Raw genomic sequence first — 18808 nt, 5'->3', positions numbered from 1 at the left:
CCGTCACGCCAGACGAAGCGACTTCGCCGTGCAACAGCCCCATAACGCAAGCAAGGCCGGCTCTCTTGCGAGAGCCGGCCTTGCTCGAAGACCTGGCGGTCCGACCGGAGAAGCGCGTTGGGCGGCGCGCGCCGCCCGAAGCGCTTCAGCTTCGATCAGTCACGCGGCATGCCGAACGGCATGTAGTGCGAGCGGCGAACGCGCTCGGCTTCGCGGTGACGCGCTTCGTACGAATATTCCGAATCCATCGGCAGATACGGCGACGCGAAGAGATCGCTGACCTTTTGGAACAGGGCAAAGATGAAGCTCATGGCGACTCCCAGTTAGGCTGCAGTTCAGGGTTTTCCCTAAGACAGAACGAATTATAGGGTTTCCCCCAGGGCAACGCTAGTGCAGCGCAGCAAAAAAACTGCGACGCGCTGCCGCACGGGGTCGCACGCATTCGATGCGTTGCAACAAAACAACGCATCGGGATTTCGGATACAGGGGCGGGATCGCGAGCCGAAGCCGGTCAGCGCATGGCTTTCTGGACGCTTTTCGCGTGAGCCGCGCGCGTGGCATGCGCCGCCGTACGGTGCGCGGGGGCGGGCGATGCCTTGGCCGGCGCCGCCCGGGACGGCACGCGCACGGGGGGCGCCGCTGGGGTTTCCGCAGCAGCGGCAGCGGCCGCCGCTGCCGCGGAGGCCGCTGCGGTTTGCGCGGCAACGCGCTGCGAAAGGTCGTCGAGCGCGGACTGCTGCTTCAGGATGAACTGCTCGAGGCGCGCCTCATCGGCGCGGGATTCGTTTGCGAGGCTGTCGAGCCGCACCGACTGCGCAATCCCGAAACCGACCGATGCGAGCACCGCCGCCGACGCGGCGGCAAGCACCCACTTTTGATGCCGCGACGAAGCGAGCGCCATGCGGCGCTGCTCGGCGAGCGCGCCCTGGAGCGCGTCGAAGCGCTGCGTGAGCGCATCCGGTTCGGAGGCTGCCTGCGTCACTTCCGACGCGAACCCGGTGGGTTCCACGCGCTCAGCCGGGCCGGCGGCAAACGACGGCTCGGCGATCAAGGCGGCGGCAGCCGGCTCCTGCACCGCTCCGACGCCCGGCTCCGCCGCTTCGGCGAAGGCAGGAGCCGCAGCACGTTTCGCCCGCGGCGCGCGGCGCGCTGTCGTTGCACCCGCAACGGAACTGGCCGCGCCGGCCTCGTCGGCGGGCGCGGCCGCCGCCTGAGCCGGCTCGGGGCTTTCAAAGCCGCTCAGCGTGCCCTGGCGCACGGCGGCATCCGCTTCGGCAACAGCAGCGAGTGCCTCGCCGACAGGCGCGTGTGGCACATCGGATTCGACAGCAAGCGGCGATTCAGTAACGTCGGACGACGCAGACGTCGCGCGGGGCTGCCACGGCGCGTTGTGTTCGGGATGCGAAGAGGATGCGGTATCTGCGTAATCAGCCATGGGTCAGCGATGCGGTTCGCGTCGCGCGCCGGCCGGTCACGGCCGCTTGGCGACGTCCTCGTGTTCTGGTTCGAACGCCCATTGTCGCATGCCAGAACGCGCAGCCAGGGGCGCTTCCCCGACTTGGGGGCTGTCCGCGACAATCACAGGCCCAATCACAGGCCCTGGCCAGCCGGCATCGACCCGACGCCCCGCACAGTCAACCCGGTGCGCTGTCCTCGCCAAACGCTTTCACGTTGGGCGAGCGGCGCAGCGTCGCGCAAATCGCCTCGTACTCCATCGCACTGCGGCTGCCCGGAATGTCCGCGCCATGCGCGAATGCGTACAATCGCCGGCATTGCTCTTTTGATGTGACACGCTTCGCCGCACCTTTTCGCCATGAACACACCTACGAGCGCAGCCAGCCTGCGCGAGCATTTCGACCGCGTCGTCCTGCCGATGTGGCGCGGCCCGGGCTTCAATGCCGAACTGCGGCTGCCCTACGAGGCGCTCGATGCGGCCGGCGTGCAGCCGCTGCCCGTCACGCGCTACCGCGCGATGGCATGCGCCCGCCAGCTCTTCGTCTTCTCCGAAGCCGGCGACGCCGCGCACGCACAAACGCTGTTCGAATCCCTGCGCCGCACTTATCAGGACCCGAAGCACGGCGGATGGTTCTTTAGCGTCGACGCGGCCGGCGCGCCGCTCGACACCACCAAGGACCTCTACACGCATGCCTTCGTGGTGTTCGCCACCGCGGCTTACGGCCAGCGCTTCGGCGCGGCCGAGGCGCTCGACCTCGCGCGCGAAACGTCCTCGCTGATCGTCGACCGCTTCGCTGCCCGCGACGGCCTGCTCAACGCGGCGCTCGATGCTTCCTTTGCGGGCGTCACCGGCGGCCCGCTGCAGAATCCGCTCATGCATCTCACCGAAGCCTGGCTCGCGGCGAGCGAGGCAACCGGCGACAGCGCGTTCGACACGGCGATCACGGGGCTCGTCGAGGCGCTCGCGCGCGGCTTTCTGCACACGCCGACGGGCTGTATCGCCGAATTGCCGGTCGGCGCGGCGGACAACCGCCTCGAGCCCGGACATCAGTTCGAATGGTTCTGGCTGGCCTCGCGTGCGGGCGCCCGGTTGGGCGCATCGGGTCTGGACGAAGCGCTCGCGCGCGCATTCGTCTTTGCACAGAAGCACGGCGTGGACCCGGAAACGGGCGCCGTGGCGGCCGCGCTCGACGAGCAGGGCCGGGTGATCGATGCAACGCAGCGCATCTGGGCACAAACGGAATACCTGCGCGCGCTCGCCACGCACGGCGACGCCGCGGTGCGCGCCGCGCTCGCGCCGCAGACCGGGCGCTTCGCGCCGCGCTTTCTCACGCCGCAGGGCTGGGTGGAATGCCGCAGCGCAAACGGCGACGTGGCGCGCGCGGACATGCCGTCCACCACGCCGTATCACCTCTTGACCGCCTACCAGGGCATGGGCGTCTGAGCCGCGACGACGCAAAACGCCAATGCAGGCGGGCGAAAGCCCGCCGCCGATGCGCCCGGAGCGCCCGGGTCGCTCAGGCCGCCAATACGGCCGGCGAAATCTCGAACGCGGCCACGGCCTCGGAAAGCTGGCGCGTCTGCTGATGCAACGAAGCCGCAGCCGCCGCGGCCTCCTCGACGAGCGCCGCGTTCTGCTGGGTCATCTGGTCCATCTGCGAGACGGCCTGATTCACCTGATCGATGCCCGTGCTCTGCTCGAGCGACGAGGCGCTGATACCCGCCATCATCTGCGTGGCCCGCGAGATCGAGTTCGACACCTCGCGCATCGACTCGCCCGCGCGCTCCACCAGCTCCGAGCCGCCGCGGATCTGCGAAACCGACTCGCTGATCAGCGTCTTGATCTCCTTGGCCGACTGCGCGCTGCGCTGCGCGAGCCCGCGCACCTCGCCCGCCACGACCGCGAAACCGCGGCCCTGCTCGCCCGCGCGCGCCGCTTCCACGGCCGCGTTGAGCGCAAGAATATTGGTCTGGAACGCGATGCCGTCGATCACGCCGATGATCTCGGCGATCTTGTCCGAGCTTTGTGCAATGCCGCGCATGCGCTCGACCACCTCGTCCACCACGGCGCCGCCGCGCGCGGTCGCGTCGAGCGCCGCCTCCGCCAGCGCGTTGGCCTCGCGCGCGTTCTCGGCGGTGTTGCGCACGGTGCCTGTCAATTCCTCCATGCTCGCCGCCGTTTCCTCCAGCGAAGCCGCCTGCGATTCGGTGCGCGCCGAAAGATCGGCGTTGCCGGTGGCGATCTCGTCGGCGCCCACGTGGATCGAGCCCGCCGTTTCGCGCACGGTGTGGACGGTGCGCGCGAGGCTCGCCTGCATCAGCGCAAGGCCCTGGAACAGCCGGCCGATCTCGTTCTCGCCGCGCGCGGCGATGCGCTCGTCGAGACGCCCGCGCGCGATGCGGTCGAAATGGCGGCCCGCTTCCTCGAGCGGTTCCACTACGCCGCGGCGCAGCGCGAAGTGCACGCCGGTCGCGAGCGCGATCAGCAGGACCACGATGACGACGCCCACGCCCTGGAACAGCGCGAGGCGCGAATCGACCGAGTCGAGGGAAGCGCGGCTCGCCGCGGCGCTGAACTGAGCGAAGGCGTGCAGTTCTGCGAGATAGGCGTCCTGGTACGACTGCGTCGGCTGGTCAAGGAAGGCCTGCAGATTGTTGCCGTTGAGGTCGTCGACCAGCTCGCCGAGCGCCTTGCGGTACACCTGGTAGCGCTCGCCGAGCGCGGCGACGCGCGCGCGGTTGTCGTCGTTGATCGGCGGCACGGCCATGAGCGCCGCGAACGTGGTGTCGGCGGCGGCCAGCTGGTCGCGCGCGTGATTGACCATGTCGGTCGGCACCGTGCCGCCGCGCACCATGCGCGTGCCCGCACGCGAGAGATTGATACGGGCGTCCATCAACTGCTGGGTGATGACGTTGGCGGCGCTCGCCTGCCGCAACGCCACTTTCGAGAGGTCGGCCACGTCGTCGTGCGTGCGCGTGAGCGACCAGTAACCCAGTCCTGCGGTCACGAGCTGCAGTACGCAGAACGCGACGAGGACACACAACAGGCCGGATGCGACCTTGATCTTGCTGAACATCGGGGACACCTGGGATAGCAGTGAATGAGTGAGGCGCGAGCATGTGATCGCCCGGGCCCGCACTGCGTTTACGGCCACGCAACCCCGGTTTTTGAGCCCTAAACCGTGAAAAAACACCCCAAAATGCGCAACAAATCATTTCGGCAATGGTTGCGCGGTCATTCCCTCCATTTCTCGCAACAATAGAATGACCGATTCGATTCGATTCACCTTGACTCGACGCGGAGGCTTCCTAGAGTGGTTAGGAAACCACTCGGGGATAGACCCAGGGAATGCGACGATGACCGATCTTGTGGACCGCGCGCGCGGCGCTTTGCATGCCCAACCGTTCAGCGTGCTGCTCGGAACCGAACTGACCCATGTGGGAACCGACGAGCTGACCCTGCGCCTGCCCGTACGCGACGACCTCAAGCAGCAGCACGGCTACGTGCATGGCGGCGTGATCAGCTATCTCGCCGACAACGCGCTGACCTTCGCCGGCGCGCTGGCGCTCGGGCCGCGCGTGGTGACGGGGGAATACAAGATCAACTATCTGCGCCCGGCGCTCAAGGGCACGCTGATGGCGCGGGCCCGTGTCGTCCACGCGGGGCGCCACCAGGCCACCTGCCAGTGCAGCGTGTACGTAATGGAAAACGGCGACGAAAAGCTCGTGGCGCTCGCGCAGGGGACGGTGAACCGGCTTGCCGAGGGCAGCGGGCCGGAAGACAAAAGTCCGACGAACTGAAAGGCCTGTGTCACAAAACAAGGCGCGCGAGGCGAAGCGGTCTGTCCCGCCTCCCCTCGCGCGCTTTTCGTGCTGGCGGCGCGCTTACTCAGCCGCGCGCGTTTTTTGCTGCTGTTCGCCGAGGCCCTCGATGCCGAGGCGCACCGTTTGCCCCGCCTTCAGGAACACGGGGTTCGGCTTCACGCCCATGCCCACGCCCGGCGGCGTGCCGGTGGAGATCACGTCGCCCGGCTGCAGGCTCATGCACTCCGAGAGATACGAAACGAGCTTCGCGACCGTGAAGATCATCGTGCGCGTGCTGCCGTTCTGGTAACGATGGCCGTCCACTTCGAGCCACATGGAGAGGTTCTGCGGATCGGCCACCTCGTCACGCGTGACGAGCCACGGGCCCGTCGGGCCGAAGGTGTCGAAGCCCTTGCCCTTGTCCCACTGGCCGCCGCGCTCGATCTGCCATTCGCGCTCGGACACGTCGTTGACCACGCAGTAGCCCGCCACGTAGTCGAGCGCGTCCGCCTCGCTCACGTTCTTCGCGTGCTTGCCGATCACGACGCCCAGTTCCACTTCCCAGTCGGTCTTCTTCGAGCCGCGCGGGATCTCGATATCATCGTTCGGGCCGACGATGGCGCTCGTCCACTTGTTGAAGACGACCGGCTCGCCCGGCACCGGCATGCCCGACTCGGCGGCGTGATCGGCATAGTTCAGACCGATACAGACCATCTTGCCGATATGGCCCACGCAGGGGCCGATACGCGGATTGCCTTCGACGAGCGGCAGCGTTTCCGGATCGATCGTGCGCAGTTGCGCGAGGCCGGCGTCCGAGAGCACGTCGCCCGCAATGTCGGCCACGTTGCCCGAGAGCGCGCGAATGCGGCCTTCGGCGTCGAGCAGGCCCGGTTTCTCGTGGCCCTTCGGGCCATAGCGAAGCAGTTTCATCGTCTGTGTTCCTCGTGTGTCTGTGCGTTGCAGTCGGTCAGGTTCGCCTGGGGGCTAACTAGTTAGACCATCCGCCGTCGATCACATGCGCCTGGCCGGTCGTAAACCCGGATTCGTCGCACGCCAGGTAGAGCGCGAGCGCCGCGATTTCCTCGGGCTTGCCCACGCGCCCCATCGGCTGGCGCGCGACGAACGCGGCGCGCGCCGCCTCTACGGTCGTGCCCTGCGCCGCCGCCTGGGAGGCGATGCGCTCCTCCAGCGACGGCGACGACACCGTGCCCGGGCAGATCGCATTGCAGCGGATGCCGCGCGTCACGAAATCCGCGGCCACGGCCTTCGTCAACCCTATCACAGCGGCCTTCGAGGCGCCGTACACGAAGCGGTTGGGCACGCCCTTCACGCTCGACGCCGCCGACGACATGTTGATGATCGACCCGCCGCCCTTCGCCAGCATGGCCGGCAGGAAGGCGCGGATGGTCCGGTACATCGCCTTCGCGTTCAGATCGAACGCGAAGTCCCAGTCTTCTTCGCTCGCTTCCAGGATCGAGCCCGCGTGCACGAAGCCCGCGCAGTTGAACAGCACGTCGATCGCGCCCAGTTCCTGCGCGAGCGCCGTGATCGCCGCGCCGTCGAGCACGTCGAGCTTGCGCGCCTCGACCGGCAGCGCGGCAAGCGCGTCGATGCGCAGGTCCGTGGCGACCACGCGTGCACCCTCGCGCGCGAACAGCTCGGCGGCCGCGTAGCCGATGCCCTGGCCCGCCGCGGTGATCAAGGCCGTCTTGCCGGCCAGTCTTTGTACCATCTGCCACTCCGGTTGGAAGCACGGCACGGCGATACCCCGTATTGCAGCAGGCTCCCATGCCGCGATCGAGCGATGAAATCGCGGGAAGAAGTTGGGATGACGCGAACGGCCATTATGGCGACGCAGGTGCGCCTCGTGGCGTTCGGCGGACGTTTTCTAACCGGCTGGATGGCTCCCGGGCCCGGTCTTGAGCCCGGTCAGCCGATAAAAAGCCGCAGCGTTGCCGCCGAATACGGCGGCGCGCTCGTCTGCGGAAAGTGTCTGTGTCAGCTGTTGCGCGCTCGCGTGCCAACGTGCGTAGTCGCCATTGAGGTTCAGCACCGGCCAGTCGCTACCCCACATGAGGCGTTGCGGCCCGAACGCGGCGAGCAGATGCGCGACCCATGGCGCCAGCGTGGCGTCGTCCCAGCCGGGCGCGGCTTCGGTAGCGAGCCCCGACAGCTTGCAGTGCACGTGCGCAAACTGCGCGAAGCGCGTGATGGCCTGCGCCCACGCCGCAAAACCGCTCTCGCCGCCCGCCGCGATCGGCGGCTTCGCGCCGTGATCGACCACCACGCGCAGGGTCGGATGCCGCGCGAGAAACGTCGCCAGCGCCTGCGCATGACGCGTGAACACGAGCGCGTCGAAAGCGAGATCGTGCGCGATGAGCGCTTGCACGCCGCGCGCGGTATCGGCTTTCGCGATCCAGTCGTCGTCGGGCAAATCCTGGAGCATGGGGCGCACGCCGCACAGCTTGGGCTCGCGCGCGAGTTCGGCGATCAGCGTGGCGACGTGGGGGTCGTCCAGCGGCACCCAGCCCACCACGCCCGCAATCGAGGGCTCGTTGCGCGCAAGATCGAGCAGCCAGCGCGTTTCCTCGACAGTCGGCGCCGCCTGCACGACCACCGTGCGCGCCACGCCGCACGCGGCGCGCAGCGGCGCGAGATCGGCGGGTCCGAACGCACGATAAAGCCCGCTCATCGAAGGCGTGAGCCAGCCGTAATCGCCGCGCGCGGGGTCCCAATAGTGCTGATGGGCGTCGATCGCCTCGAGCGTAGCCATGGCTCAAGCCTGCGGAAGCGGCGCGCGCGGATCGAGGAGACCCTTGTCGCGCAGCGCGAGCCACAGCTCGCGGGGCAAATTCGTCTCGAACGAGGCGACGTTCTCGCGCACCTCCTGCGGGTTGCGTGCGCCGTTGAGCACCGTCGCCACGGCCGGGTGCGCGTAGGGAAACTGCAGCGCCGCCGCCGCGAGCGGCGCGTCATAGGTCCGGCAGATCGTATCGAGCCGCGCCACGCGTTCGACCACGTCCTGCGGCGCATCGGCGTAGTTGAACTTGAGTTCGCCGAGCAGCCCGTGCGCGAGAATGCCCGAGTTGAACGCCCCGCCCAGCAGAATGCTCACGCCCTTCTTCTCGCACTCGGGCAGCAGGTCGTCGAGCGGCGCCTGTTCGAGCAGCGTATAGCGGCCCGCCAGCAGCGCGCAATCGATGTCGAATTCCTGCATCGCCTCGCGTATCACTTCGCGCTCGTTCACGCCGAAGCCGACCGCCTTGATCGCGCCGGCCTTGCGCAATTCGTCGAGCGCCTTGAAACCGCTGTCGCGCAGTTGCCGCCAGTAGTGCTCGTTGCGCTCGCCGTGCGTGTAGCGGCCGATGTCGTGCACGAGCAGGATATCGATCTCGACGAGGCCGAGCCGCTGCTGGCTGTCCTCGAACGAACGCAGGATACCGTCGCGCGTGTAGTCGAAGATCGCTTCGAAGGGCAGCGGGTTTTGCCAGCCCTCGCTGCCGTCGTACGCGTGCGTGCGCGGCACGAAGTGGCGGCCCACTTTCGTCGACAGCACGTACTCGTTGCGCGGATAGCGCCGCAGCGCGGCACCCAGCCGATGCTCGGCCTTGGTGTGGCCGTAGTGCGGTGCGGTATCGAAAAAGCGGATGCCGGCTTCCCACGCGGCGTCGACGGTCGCCTGCGCCTCTTCTTCGGACAGGTCGCGATACAGGCCGCCGAGCGGCGCGGTGCCTAGACCCAATGCGCTGACTTCGAGCGCCGTGCGGCCGATACGGCGCTTGTGCGCCACCCTCGGATGCTGTTCTTGCGCCATGGCTCGTCCCCTCCTGGGAGATGGTTGTTCCCACAACGAAATCGTACGACTGCGTGCTTCAGTTCGCAGCTTCGACGATCGGCACGCGCGCACTGGCGGGCAGGCATGCGGGACCGGCTGGCTCGAAGCGCTTGTACGTGAGGATAAACTCCTGGTGCCCCAGCATTTCCGACTTCGAACGCTCGCCGCCGGCCACCGCCAGCGTGCGGTCGAACACTTCGCGCCCCACTTCGTCGAGCGTCGCGCACCCTTCGAGAATGCGGCCCGCGTCCACGTCCATGTCGCCGGCGAGGTTGCGGTAGGTCAGCGGGTTCGCGCACACCTTGATGACCGGCGCAAGCGCCGAGCCCACCACCGACCCGCGCCCCGTCGTGAACAGGATCACGTGCGCGCCGCATGCGATCAGCTCCGCGATTTCCGCATTGTCGCTGATATTCGGAAAGCCAAAGCGCGGCTCGCCATCGGGCACCACGTCGAGCAGATAGAGACCGCCCGTGGGCGGCACGTCGCCCGGCTTCACAATGCCGACGATCGGCGAGGCGCCGCTTTTTGCATACGCACCGAGCGACTTCTCTTCCAGCGTGGTGAGGCCGCCGTCCGCGTTGCCGACCGCGAACGAACCGTGGCCGAGTATCGAGTAATAGCGCGCCGCCTTGGCCACGCACGCAACGATCTCCTCACCCAGCTCGGGCCTGGCCGCCCGGCTCTTCATGTGGAACTCACAGCCCACCAGTTCGCCGGTTTCCTCGAACAGGCAGGCCGAACCGGCTTCGATCAGCTGATCGAAGGCGCGGCCCACAGCCGGGTTGGCAGTGATGCCGCTCGTGCCGTCCGAGCCGCCGCAAATCGTGCCGACCACGAGTTCATCGAGGCGCATCGGCACCTTCTGCTGCTCGGCAAGTTGCGCACGCGCTTCGCGCACCCAGTCGAGACCGTACTGGATCGTGCTGCGCGTACCGCCCTTTTCCTGGATTGTCAGGACTTCTACCGGACGGCCGCTAGCACGCACCTGCTCCACGAGATAGTGCTTGTTCATGCTCTCGCAGCCGAGCGAAACGAACAGCACCGCGCCCACGTTCGGATGCGTGGTGAGCTGCTTCATCATCTTCTCGGCGTAGCTGTTCGGGAAGCAGCCCGGAAAACCGATCAGATGCACCGGCGGCTCTTTGGGCTGCTGCAGCGCGTGCGGATCGTCGAACGCGCCAAAGGGCTCGCGGAACTGCGCGACGATTTCCTGCGCCACGTGGTGCGCGCATTCCACGAGATAAGCCACCGCAACCACGTTGCGGATGCCCTTGCGGCCGTCGTTGCGCAGCCAGCCTTCGAGCATCGGCGCGGCGGCGTGTGAAGGGGTGACGTTGCTATCGCTCATAACTTGAATCCTGCTCGCGGCGCATGCCGCATCATGGTGGCGTTACGCGTGCGGCACGAACTCGTGCCCCGCGTCGTGCGTATAGGTCGGCAAGTAATCGCTTTCGAGGTTGTGCGTGTGCAAATGCTCGCCGCGCGCCACCGGCTCGTTCACGTGGCCGATGCGCGCGCCATAGCGCAGCACCTTCCCGTCTTGCGCGAGCGCGTGGCGCGCCACTTTGTGGCCGAGTTCGATCGTCTTCGCGAGCGTCACGCGCTCGCCTTCTATTTCCACCGTCTCGCCGGCTGCCAGGCGCGCCGCCGCGATCAGGCAGTTGTCCTCAGGCGCGAGCAGAATGAGGCGGGCGTCGGTATGGGGTGCGTTGCCGTTCACAGATAGTCTCCGCGTTTAGTTCTGTGCCTCGCCGCCGGCGAGCCGCGCCACCATCAGCGAGCCGAGGATGATCGCTCCGTAAATCGCCTGAATCCAGAACGACGGCACCTGGGCGAGCGTGAGCAGGTTCTGCACCACGCCGAGCAGCAGCACGCCCGAGAGCGCGCCGAGCATCGTGCCCTTGCCGCCATCGAGCGAAATGCCGCCGATCACGGCCGCCGCAAACACCGTGAAGATCATGCCGTTGCCCTGATTCGCGTTGATCGCGCCCACATAGCCGGTGACGATCAGCCCGCCAATCGCCGCGAGCACGCTGCCGAGCACGAACACGCCCCACGTGATGCGCTCCACCCGAATGCCCGCGGCGCGCGCCGCATCGGGATTGCCGCCGATCGCATAGAGCGCGCGGCCCACGCGGTGATAGCGCAGCATGAACGCGGCAATCGCGAACGCGGCAGCGGCAAGCCATACGGAAACCGGCAGCCCGAGCACGATGGTGGTGGCGAGCGTGAAGAACGACGACGGCATGTCGAAAAGCGTGCCGCCCTTGGTTGCGCCCACGAGCATGCCGCGCAGAACGATCAGCATGGCCAGCGTGACGATAAAGGCGTTCAGACGCAGCCGCACGACCAGAAAGCCGTTGATGAAACCGATCAGCGCGCCCACCGCCACGATGGCGGCGAGCCCTGCAAAGGCAGGCCATTGCAGGCCGAAGCCCGCCGAAGCAGCCGGCATGACGAGCATCGCGCCAACGGCGGGCGCAATGCCCACGGTCGATTCGAGCGAAAGATCGAATTTACCGGTGAGGACGATGAGCGATTCGGCGAGCACCACGAGCGCGAGCGCAGCGGAAGCCCCGAGCACGCTGATGAGATTCGCCCGCGTGAGAAAGCTCGGGCTCACGAAACCGCCGATCACGAGCAGCAGTACCAGCGCGGGCAGCAGCGCAAAATCGCGCAGGCGCGCCAGCTGCATGCGCGGACGCGCCCGGCGAGCGCTCGCGGCCGCATCGGCCTGCGCCGCCGCGAACGCGGGCGTCGAAACACTATTCTTCATGGAGATCGACTCCTTCAATCGATGCGATCAGTTCGTGGTCCTGCCATCCGGCCGCCATTTCGGCGACCACCTCGCCGCGAAACATCACGAGCACGCGGTCGCAGGTGCGCAAGTCGTCGAGTTCGCTCGACACCACGAGCACAGCCTTGCCTTCGTCGCGCACGCGCTCCACGACCGAGAGCAGCGCTTCCTTCGACTTCACGTCCACGCCCGCCGTGGGGTCGATCAGCACGAGAACCTCAGGATTGCTTGCCAACGCGCGAGCCATCACCACCTTTTGCTGGTTGCCGCCCGAAAGCCCCGAAACGACATGATCCGGACCTTGCGCGACGATGCCGAGCGTCTCGATCATGCGCTTGCCGAATGCCTGCTTTTTCGCCGGCGATGCGAAACCGAAGCGCCCGAGCAACCCCGCAATCGTCATGGAAGCGTTCTCGGCCACCGACTGCGTGAGCACGAGCCCTTCGTGATGGCGGTCCTTCGGCACGCAGCTCACGCCGCTCGCAAGCGCCGCGGGCACGTCGCCGGGCTTGAGCGGCGCGCCTTTCACGCGAATCTCGCCCGCGCGCTGCGCCGCGAGCCCCGCAATCGCCTCGCCCACGCTCGTGCGGCCGCTGCTCGTCGCGCCCGTGAGGCCGACCACTTCGCCGCGCTTGAGCGTGAACGACACGTCGCGATAGTCATGCCCCGCGAGACCGCGCACTTCGAGCGCGAGCGGCGCGTTGGCGGGCAGCGCCGCGCGCGCCGCCGCATCGGCGACGTGCAGGCCGCCGCGCTCGCCCGTCATGGCTTCGATGAGCCGCTCGCGCGGCAACTCAGCCACGCTTGCGCTCACGATGTGGCGCGCGTCGCGCAGCACCGTGACGGCCTGGCAAATCTCGTACACCTCCTGCAAATGGTGCGAGATGAACAGGAACGTCACGCCTTCGCGCTGCAATTCGTCGATACGGCGGAAAAGGCGCTTGATTTCCTCGCCGTCGAGCTGCGCGGTCGGTTCGTCGAGGATGATGAAACGCGCGCCGTACGAAAGCGCCCGTGCGATCTCCACGAGCTGGCGCGCCTCGACGGTGAGGTCGCCGGCGCGCGCGTCCTCGCGCACGTCGATGCGCCAGTGGTCGAGCAGCGCACGCGCGTCGCGGCGCATGGTTGGCCAGTCGATCACCCCGCGCCTGCCTGGCTGGCGATTGATGAAGAGGTTCTCCGCGACCGTGAGATCGCGAATGATGGTCGAATGCTGATACACGCAGGCCACGCGCTCGCGCCAGGCGTCGCGGTCGGCGAGCGCGGGCGCACTCTCGCCATTGAAGCGCACGCTGCCTTCGTCGGGCTTGCGCAGGCCGGTGAGGATCGACACGAGCGTGGACTTGCCCGCGCCGTTGCGACCCACCAGCGCGTGCGATTCGCCGGCCATGACGCGCAGGCTCACGTCGGCGAGCGCGGCGGTGAAGCCATAGCGCTTCGTCACGCCGCTCGCCTCGACCACCGGCAAGCGGGCTCGCATGGCCGCCTCGCGGCTGCCCACCGAGACCGCGCCGCCCCATGGCGGCGCGCTATCCGCCACGGCCCGATCGCTGGTTCGATCGTTCATTTGACGGTATTGCCCCACAGGTTCTTGTCGTCGACGTTCTGCTTTGTCACGAGCGGCGCCGGCAACTGGTCTTCGAGCATGCCGGACTGCAGCTGGACGATGGTGCTGTCGTGATCGGTCTTGCCCGGCTTGAACGTCTTGCCCTCCAGCGCGGCCTTGATGTAGTAGAGGCCGTACTTCGCATAGAGGTCGGCGGGCTGGGATACCGTCGCATCGATCTCGCCCTTGCGAATCGCTTCGAACTCCTGCGGAATGCCGTCATTGGAAACGATTACGATGTGCTTCGGATCGCCCGCGGGAAACAGCAACTGCTTGCGGCGCAGCGTTTGCAGCGTGGGCGAGAGATACACGCCGCCTGCCTGCATGTAGATGCCCTTCACGTCCGGGTTCGCGGTGAGCAGGCTGTCCAGCGCGCTCGCCGCGACGTCGCCTTTCCAGCCCGCCGGAATCTCGAGCAGCGACAGATTCGGATAGTGCTTCAGGCACGCGCGGAACGCTTCCGAGCGGTCGCGGCCATTCACCGAGGCGAGGTCGCCCATGATCTGCACGACCTTGCCCGACTTCACGTGCTCGCCGATGTATTTGCAGGCCTGCTCGCCGTACGCACGATTGTCGGCGCGCACGACCATCGCCACGTTGCCCTGCGTGGGCGCGACGTCCACGGCCACGACCTTCACGTCTTTTTGCGCCGCGTTAGCGAGCGCGCGGCTGATCGCCGCCGAATCGATCGGGCCGACCACGATGCCCTTCGCGCCCAGATTGATCATGTTGTTCATGTCCGTGATCTGCTGGGCGGGATCGTTGTTCGAGTTCACGGGCGCGAGGATGTCGATGCCGTCCTGCTTCGCATAAGCGCCGAGGTAGTTGTTGTACGACTGCCAGAACGGCGAAGTGAGGAGCGGCAGGCCAAGGCCGACCTTGCCGGGTTCGGCTGCGCTAGTTGCACCCGACGCGCCGAACGCCGCAGCACAGGCCGCGGCGACGCACAGCGTCCTGGTGGCGGCGCGCGCGAAGGCGCCGCGCGCTGGTTGAATTCCGGTGGAGCGGCGGGCCTTCGAGAGCCCGGATGCGAACGCCATGTCTGTCTCCTGTCGACGCGCCTCGCACGCCGATTCTGTCGTTGATGAACCGCATGTGTGTGCCGCGCCCACGTGGAATGCCCGAAGCGCCGGCGACCCGTTGCTGCTGCCTTTCCTTGTCTGACGACACTGGCGTATATTCACCAGTGAACGTATTATTCATATACGCACATCACAAGGTCAAGCGATGTGCAGTGCAACATGGGTCCGTGATTTCCCTGGGGACGATCGAATGGAAAAGAAGCCGAAGAAAATCCAGATGGACAACGTGCCCGAAGAAGCCGACGAGAAAGACGACGCCGACCGCTATCGCGCGCCCGCGCTGGACAAGGGGCTCGACATCCTCGAACTGCTTGCGGAGCAGCGCGCCGGCCTCACGCGCGCCGAGATCACGAAGGCGCTGGGGCGCAATGCGAGCGAGATTTACCGCATGCTCGAGCGGCTGGTGGCGCGCCAGTACGTCATCCGGTCGGAAGGCGGCGACCGCTATGCGCTGAGCCTCAAGCTCTTCGCGCTCGCCCACCGTCACCCGCCCATGGAGCGCCTGATTTCGGAAGCGCTGCCGCTCATGCAGCGCTTCGCCGACGAAGCCGAGCAGTCCTGCCATCTCACCGTGTACGACCGCGGCAACCTGCTGGTGATCGCCCAGGTGGACGGGCCGGGCACATGGGGTATCGCGGTGCGGCTGGGTTCACGCGTGGGTCTCGTCGACACGAGTTCGGGCCGCACCCTCCTCGCCTGGCAAACGCCCGAGCAGCGCGCGCACATGCTCGCGGAGCATACGAAGGTGAAGGGCGAGGTGGCGATCGACCATGCGGCGCTGGAAGCCGCGTGCGAGCAGGTGCGCGAGGCGGGCTTCTCGCGCAAGGACAGTCAGCAGATTTTCGGCGTGACGGACGTGACGTTTCCGGTGCTCGGGCCTTCGGGCCAGGCGATCGCGGCGCTGACCTGCCCGTTTCTCAAGCGCATCGACGACTATGTCGCGCCCTCGCTCGACGAGGCGACGCACATGCTGCGCGCGACCGTGCAGGCCTTGTCGATGGTTCGCGAGGACGGCGCGGCCTGAGCCCGGCCGCGCAAACCGGTTAGAATGGCGGCCCTCTCAAAAAAACCTGTGTGCCGCGCGCTGCCGCAAAACGGCGGGCGAGCGGCTCACGCGCATTCGAACCCATGGCGAAACTCCTGACCGATCAAGAATTCCAGCGCTTTTCCGAGCTTCAGCAGAAACAGGCGAGCTTCACGATCACGGCCAACGAAGCCGACGAGCTGCGCGACATCGTCGCGCGCGCGCAGAAAAAGCGCGACGACCGCGCCGACGCGATGAAGACCGTCGAAACCGCCATCGCGCAATTCGAGATCGCTCCCGAGGAGCTTTTCACGGCCGAGCAGATTGCCGAAGCCGCGCGCAATTTCGGCCTGATTCCGGCCACGCGCAAGGAGCGCGTGCTGCCGCCTTCGCTCACCTTCAACGGCAAGACGCACCAGTGGACTACGCGCGCGCTGCCCGAGGAAATCCGCACGCCGCTATTCGAGGCGTTCCAGGGCGGCCAGTCGGTGAAGGCGTTCATCGCCACGCCCAAGGACGCCGCGCGCTGCGCCGCGACCATCGCCCGGCTGGAAAAGGAAACCGGCGCGCAGTACGGCGAGGCATGGCTCGAAGAACTCGCTCTCACGCGCGGCCAGATCGACGACGCGCTCGCGAAGCTGGCCGCCTGAGCAGCCAGGCGCGCAGGCTCAGTCGAGCGGCATGCGAAGACCGACCACGCCCGGGTCTTCGGTGGGCGTGACGGTGAAGCCGCAGGCGCGCGCGAGGCCGATCATCGGCGCGTTCTCGCGCAGCGCCTCGCCGAGCAGCCAGTGCGTGCCGCGCGAGCGCGCGTACTCGATGATGCGCGACATCAGCAAGCGGCCCAGGCCGCCGCGTTTGAGATTCGACAGAATCGCGACCGCGAACTCGGCGGTCTCGTTATCCGGGTCGGCCACGGCGCGCACCACCCCCAGCGTGCGCGGCTGGCCGTCCTCGCCCTGCACGACCGCGATCAGCGCCATCTCGCGGTCGTAATCGATCTGCGTCATGCGCGCGAGCTGCGTGTGATCGAAGCTGCGCACCGCCGAGAAGAAGCGCAGGCGCAGGTCGTCGGGCGTCATCGACTCGACGAACGTGCGGTGCATGGCCTCGTCTTCGGGACGGATCGGGCGGATCGTGAGGCGCTGGCCGTGCCAGTCGATGGTCTCTTCCAGCCGCCGCGGATACGGCATGATCGCGAAGCGGCTGCGCTTTTCCGCGAGCTGAAGGCAGGGCGCGACGACCACGACCGCCTCGGGCAGCACGCGCAGCGTCAGCCGCAAGCCCACGATTTCCCGCACCTCGCACACGAACTGCGATAGCTCGGTGAGCGCGGCCAGCGTCGGCTCGGGCGCCGTGTAGCGCGCATAGGGCGAGTGCGCGACGATGTCGCGCGAGAGCACGGGGTTCAGCGGCGGCAGGCTGTACACGCGCAGCGGCGGCGAGAAGTCGTCGGGCGAAGGCGCGGCGAAGCGGAACACCGGGCCGAAGTTGTCGTCGTCGCGAAACTCGACCGACACGTCCACCACCGGCTTGACGCCCGGTTCGTCCTGCGCCTGCGTGGCGAGCCCGAACAAGGCCAGCAGTCTGCCCGCCTCCTCCCCTTTCAGTTCCGTGCGTCCGGCCGCCAGCGCCGCGCGCGCTTCGCTCTGCGCGGCCTCGATCGCGGCCGGGCCCTGGGCGGGCATCGTCTCCGGCGTCTGCATCAAAAGCTCGCGGCCCAGCCGATAATCGACGAGACGTGCAAACGCGCGCGCCAGGCGCCGCGGCGTGGTGTGCACCGGAATGCCATGCGCGTGCAGTTCGTCGCGCGTCGTTTCGTCCACGCCGCCGAAGAAGCACGCGAGCATGCCGCGATACGCGAAACGCTGTTGCTCGATCAGCGTGCGCGCCACCGCATCGACCGGCGCACTGTGGGTGGGCGCATGCACGACGAACGCCGTGCCGCTCGAGCGGTGCGTGGCCAGCGTTTGCAGCGCGAGGCCGAAGTGCTCGGACTTCGCGGTCTCGCCGAGCACGAGCGGATTGCCGGCCTGCGCGTGCGGCAGCGCGGCCTGGACGGCCGCAATCGCTTCGTCGTTCCAGCGGGCGAGCGTGTCGCCGGCTTTCATGAAGGCGTCGCGCGCAAGCGTTGCCACGCCGCGGTCGCTCGTGATGAGCGTGGCGCTGTCGCTCGCAGCCACGCGGCCCACGCCGAGCGTTTCGATTTCGTCGAGCAAATCGTCGAGCGTGTCGACGCGCACGAGGCCCGCGCGCCGGAACGCCGCCGTGTAGAGCGCGTCGCCCTTGTCGTCGCGGCCGCTGCGCAACGCGAGCACGGGCTTGTTGCGGGCCGCCGCACGCGCCGCCGACATGAACTTGCGCGCCGCGCGGATCGTGTCCACTTCGAGCAGGATGGCCCGCGTGCCCGGGTCGCTCGCGAGATAGTCGAGCACGTCGCCCACGTCGACGTCGGCTTCGTCGCCGAGCGCGATCACGTGCGAGAAGCCGAGGCCGCGCGGCGCGGCCCAGCGCAGCACCGCGTTGGTGAGCGCGTTGGACTGCGACACCCAGGCCACGCCGCCCTTGCGCGCAATCGACGCCGCCGCGCCGAGCTGCGCGTTGAGCGCGGGCGTGAGCGCGCCGAGACTGCCGGGGCCGACGATGCGCAGCAGATGCGGGCGCGCCGCCGCGAGCGCATGGCGCAGGTCGGCCTGATCGGCCTCGTCGCGCACCTCGCCGACGACGATCGCCGCGCGCGTGCCCATGCCGCCGAGGCGATGCACGAGCGCGGGCCACGTGGCGGGCCGCGTGCAGATGATCGCGACGCCGGGCGCTTCGGGCAGATCGCCCGCGTCGGCGAGCACGGGCCGGCCGTCGAAGGCTTCGAAGTCGCCCGCATGACGTGGATTGACGGCCCACAGCGGGCTCGTGAAGCCGCCTTCGATCAGCCGCCGCCACACCATGCTGCCGATGCTGCCGGGGCGCTGCGAAGCGCCGATCACGGCCACGGATTTCGGCTGGAACACTGCATCGAGATTGCGTACGGTCACAGGCACTCCTCGTCGGTCGGGCAGGCGCTTGCCGTACATGCGAACGCCGGTTTGTCGTCTTTTACCGTTACGAGAAGAGGATAGGGCAAGCGCGCAGGCGCTGCGCGTTTTTCGCCCGGCGCGGATAAGCGCAGACGCGGCGGCGTGGCGCCGCACGCCGCCCTGGGCGT

General features: G+C 67.8%; 18 protein-coding genes. 4 read left to right on the top strand and 14 right to left on the bottom strand.

Annotation, left to right across the window (positions count from 1 at the left end):
• Positions 1–155: 155 nt before the first annotated feature.
• The 3 genes from BHE01S_RS38505 to BHE01S_RS39575 all read right to left on the bottom strand — a co-directional run bounded on the left by BHE01S_RS38505 (position 156) and on the right by BHE01S_RS39575 (position 1763).
• Complete coding sequence (locus BHE01S_RS38505; protein ID WP_165822904.1) at positions 156–311, bottom strand: hypothetical protein; 156 nt, start codon at positions 309–311, stop codon at positions 156–158.
• 200 nt (positions 312–511) lie between these two features.
• On the bottom strand, positions 512–1315 hold the full coding sequence (locus BHE01S_RS23430; protein WP_157025587.1) for a hypothetical protein: 804 nt from the start codon (positions 1313–1315) through the stop codon (positions 512–514).
• A gap of 319 nt (positions 1316–1634) precedes the next feature.
• Positions 1635–1763: a hypothetical protein gene (locus BHE01S_RS39575; RefSeq protein ID WP_281177769.1), complete on the bottom strand. Its 129-nt coding sequence runs from the start codon at positions 1761–1763 to the stop codon at positions 1635–1637.
• Between the two features lie 50 nt (positions 1764–1813).
• Here BHE01S_RS39575 and BHE01S_RS23425 point away from each other — a divergent pair, with 50 nt between their 5' ends.
• Positions 1814–2899, top strand: a complete 1086-nt coding sequence (locus BHE01S_RS23425; protein WP_042268209.1) for an AGE family epimerase/isomerase — start codon at positions 1814–1816, stop codon at positions 2897–2899.
• A 73-nt stretch (positions 2900–2972) separates the two neighbouring features.
• Here the strand turns inward: BHE01S_RS23425 and BHE01S_RS23420 are convergent, their stop codons facing one another.
• A complete protein-coding gene (locus tag BHE01S_RS23420) occupies positions 2973–4532 on the bottom strand; it encodes a methyl-accepting chemotaxis protein (RefSeq protein ID WP_042268207.1) in 1560 nt (519 codons plus the stop codon).
• 280 nt (positions 4533–4812) lie between these two features.
• Between BHE01S_RS23420 and BHE01S_RS23415 the strand changes: the two genes are divergently transcribed.
• Positions 4813–5256, top strand: a complete 444-nt coding sequence (locus tag BHE01S_RS23415) for a PaaI family thioesterase (protein WP_042268204.1) — start codon at positions 4813–4815, stop codon at positions 5254–5256.
• A gap of 84 nt (positions 5257–5340) precedes the next feature.
• Here the strand turns inward: BHE01S_RS23415 and BHE01S_RS23410 are convergent, their stop codons facing one another.
• The 9 genes from BHE01S_RS23410 to BHE01S_RS23370 form a co-directional block, all read right to left on the bottom strand.
• The gene (locus tag BHE01S_RS23410) at positions 5341–6189 is read right to left on the bottom strand and encodes an ureidoglycolate lyase (RefSeq protein ID WP_042268203.1); all 849 of its coding nucleotides are present in this window, start codon (positions 6187–6189) and stop codon (positions 5341–5343) included.
• Positions 6190–6247: 58 nt separating this feature from the next.
• Positions 6248–6991 (bottom strand): SDR family oxidoreductase, encoded by a 744-nt coding sequence (locus tag BHE01S_RS23405; protein WP_042268199.1) that lies wholly within the window; start codon positions 6989–6991, stop codon positions 6248–6250.
• A gap of 156 nt (positions 6992–7147) precedes the next feature.
• On the bottom strand, positions 7148–8032 hold the full coding sequence (locus BHE01S_RS23400) for an amidohydrolase family protein (protein ID WP_042268197.1): 885 nt from the start codon (positions 8030–8032) through the stop codon (positions 7148–7150).
• Positions 8033–8035: 3 nt separating this feature from the next.
• On the bottom strand, positions 8036–9073 hold the full coding sequence (locus BHE01S_RS23395; protein WP_042268194.1) for an aldo/keto reductase: 1038 nt from the start codon (positions 9071–9073) through the stop codon (positions 8036–8038).
• A gap of 58 nt (positions 9074–9131) precedes the next feature.
• Entirely contained in the window at positions 9132–10445 is a 1314-nt protein-coding gene (locus BHE01S_RS23390; RefSeq protein ID WP_042268189.1) for a UxaA family hydrolase, read from the bottom strand.
• A 42-nt stretch (positions 10446–10487) separates the two neighbouring features.
• Complete coding sequence (locus tag BHE01S_RS23385) at positions 10488–10817, bottom strand: UxaA family hydrolase (RefSeq protein ID WP_042268183.1); 330 nt, start codon at positions 10815–10817, stop codon at positions 10488–10490.
• A 15-nt stretch (positions 10818–10832) separates the two neighbouring features.
• Positions 10833–11873, bottom strand: a complete 1041-nt coding sequence (locus tag BHE01S_RS23380; RefSeq protein ID WP_042268181.1) for an ABC transporter permease — start codon at positions 11871–11873, stop codon at positions 10833–10835.
• Positions 11863–13374: a sugar ABC transporter ATP-binding protein gene (locus tag BHE01S_RS23375; protein ID WP_042268308.1), complete on the bottom strand. Its 1512-nt coding sequence runs from the start codon at positions 13372–13374 to the stop codon at positions 11863–11865. Before BHE01S_RS23375 ends, BHE01S_RS23380 begins: the two co-directional genes overlap by 11 nt.
• An 83-nt stretch (positions 13375–13457) precedes the next feature.
• Complete coding sequence (locus BHE01S_RS23370; protein WP_084069140.1) at positions 13458–14540, bottom strand: sugar ABC transporter substrate-binding protein; 1083 nt, start codon at positions 14538–14540, stop codon at positions 13458–13460.
• Between the two features lie 232 nt (positions 14541–14772).
• On the opposite strand from BHE01S_RS23370, the gene BHE01S_RS23365 reads away from it, so the two are divergent.
• A complete protein-coding gene (locus BHE01S_RS23365) occupies positions 14773–15606 on the top strand; it encodes an IclR family transcriptional regulator (protein WP_245639840.1) in 834 nt (277 codons plus the stop codon).
• 104 nt (positions 15607–15710) lie between these two features.
• Entirely contained in the window at positions 15711–16256 is a 546-nt protein-coding gene (locus BHE01S_RS23360) for a hypothetical protein (protein ID WP_042268178.1), read from the top strand.
• Between the two features lie 18 nt (positions 16257–16274).
• Here the strand turns inward: BHE01S_RS23360 and BHE01S_RS23355 are convergent, their stop codons facing one another.
• Positions 16275–18638: a bifunctional acetate--CoA ligase family protein/GNAT family N-acetyltransferase gene (locus BHE01S_RS23355; protein WP_042268302.1), complete on the bottom strand. Its 2364-nt coding sequence runs from the start codon at positions 18636–18638 to the stop codon at positions 16275–16277.
• Positions 18639–18808 lie beyond the last annotated feature (170 nt).

The sequence above is a fragment of the Paraburkholderia heleia NBRC 101817 genome (assembly GCF_000739775.1).
GTDB classification, from domain to species: Bacteria; Pseudomonadota; Gammaproteobacteria; order Burkholderiales; family Burkholderiaceae; genus Paraburkholderia; species Paraburkholderia heleia.
The sequence above is the reverse complement of the archived record's forward strand: the minus strand, read 5'-3'. Positions and strand labels throughout refer to the sequence as shown.